Source organism: Staphylococcus sp. HMSC056G08 (assembly GCF_001812305.1).
Taxonomy (GTDB): Bacteria; Bacillota; Bacilli; order Staphylococcales; family Staphylococcaceae; genus Staphylococcus; species Staphylococcus simulans.
In genome coordinates this window covers 1-1,735 of sequence record NZ_KV808434.1, presented here as the reverse complement: position 1 = coordinate 1,735, position 1,735 = coordinate 1, and the positions used below count along the sequence as shown (strand labels likewise).

At 49.9% G+C, this 1,735-nt stretch carries 1 rRNA gene; it reads right to left on the bottom strand.

The features are described 5' to 3' along the window. Nucleotides 1-70: 70 nt before the first annotated feature. A 16S ribosomal RNA gene (locus tag HMPREF2846_RS01535) occupies nucleotides 71-1,622 on the bottom strand. Nucleotides 1,623-1,735 lie beyond the last annotated feature (113 nt).

The following is a 1,735-nucleotide window of genomic DNA, read 5'->3' as shown; positions in this document are numbered from 1 at the left end:
AAAACTGAATACAATATGTCACGTTATTCCGTTTCAGTTTCCTGCGAAACTGTTCCGAATATATCCTTAGAAAGGAGGTGATCCAGCCGCACCTTCCGATACGGCTACCTTGTTACGACTTCACCCCAATCATTTGTCCCACCTTCGACGGCTAGTTCCTAAAAGGTTACTCCACCGGCTTCGGGTGTTACAAACTCTCGTGGTGTGACGGGCGGTGTGTACAAGACCCGGGAACGTATTCACCGTAGCATGCTGATCTACGATTACTAGCGATTCCAGCTTCATGTAGTCGAGTTGCAGACTACAATCCGAACTGAGAACGGCTTTATGGGATTTGCTTGACCTCGCGGGTTCGCTGCCCTTTGTACCGTCCATTGTAGCACGTGTGTAGCCCAAATCATAAGGGGCATGATGATTTGACGTCATCCCCACCTTCCTCCGGTTTGTCACCGGCAGTCAACTTAGAGTGCCCAACTTAATGCTGGCAACTAAGCTTAAGGGTTGCGCTCGTTGCGGGACTTAACCCAACATCTCACGACACGAGCTGACGACAACCATGCACCACCTGTCACTTTGTCCCCCGAAGGGGAAGGCTCTATCTCTAGAGTTGTCAAAGGATGTCAAGATTTGGTAAGGTTCTTCGCGTTGCTTCGAATTAAACCACATGCTCCACCGCTTGTGCGGGTCCCCGTCAATTCCTTTGAGTTTCAGCCTTGCGGCCGTACTCCCCAGGCGGAGTGCTTAATGCGTTAGCTGCAGCACTAAGGGGCGGAAACCCCCTAACACTTAGCACTCATCGTTTACGGCGTGGACTACCAGGGTATCTAATCCTGTTTGATCCCCACGCTTTCGCACATCAGCGTCAGTTGCAGACCAGAAAGTCGCCTTCGCCACTGGTGTTCCTCCATATCTCTGCGCATTTCACCGCTACACATGGAATTCCACTTTCCTCTTCTGCACTCAAGTTTTCCAGTTTCCAATGACCCTCCACGGTTGAGCCGTGGGCTTTCACATCAGACTTAAAAAACCGCCTACGCGCGCTTTACGCCCAATAATTCCGGATAACGCTTGCCACCTACGTATTACCGCGGCTGCTGGCACGTAGTTAGCCGTGGCTTTCTGATTAGGTACCGTCAAGGGATGCACAGTTACTTACATCCTTGTTCTTCCCTAATAACAGAGTTTTACGATCCGAAGACCTTCATCACTCACGCGGCGTTGCTCCGTCAGGCTTTCGCCCATTGCGGAAGATTCCCTACTGCTGCCTCCCGTAGGAGTCTGGACCGTGTCTCAGTTCCAGTGTGGCCGATCACCCTCTCAGGTCGGCTACGTATCGTTGCCTTGGTAAGCCGTTACCTTACCAACTAGCTAATACGCCGCGGGTCCATCTATAAGTGACAGCAAAACCGTCTTTCATCATGAAACCATGCGGTTTCATGTATTATCCGGTATTAGCCCCGGTTTCCCGGAGTTATCCCAGTCTTATAGGTAGGTTACCCACGTGTTACTCACCCGTCCGCCGCTAACGTCAGAGGAGCAAGCTCCTCGTCTGTTCGCTCGACTTGCATGTATTAGGCACGCCGCCAGCGTTCATCCTGAGCCAGGATCAAACTCTCCATAATAATTTATGATGTTTGACTAGCTCATAAAAACTAATTGTTTTAAAACGTCCTTAGGACGTTTGTTAATTTGGAATTAACGTTGACATATTGTCATTCAGTTTTCAATGTTCATT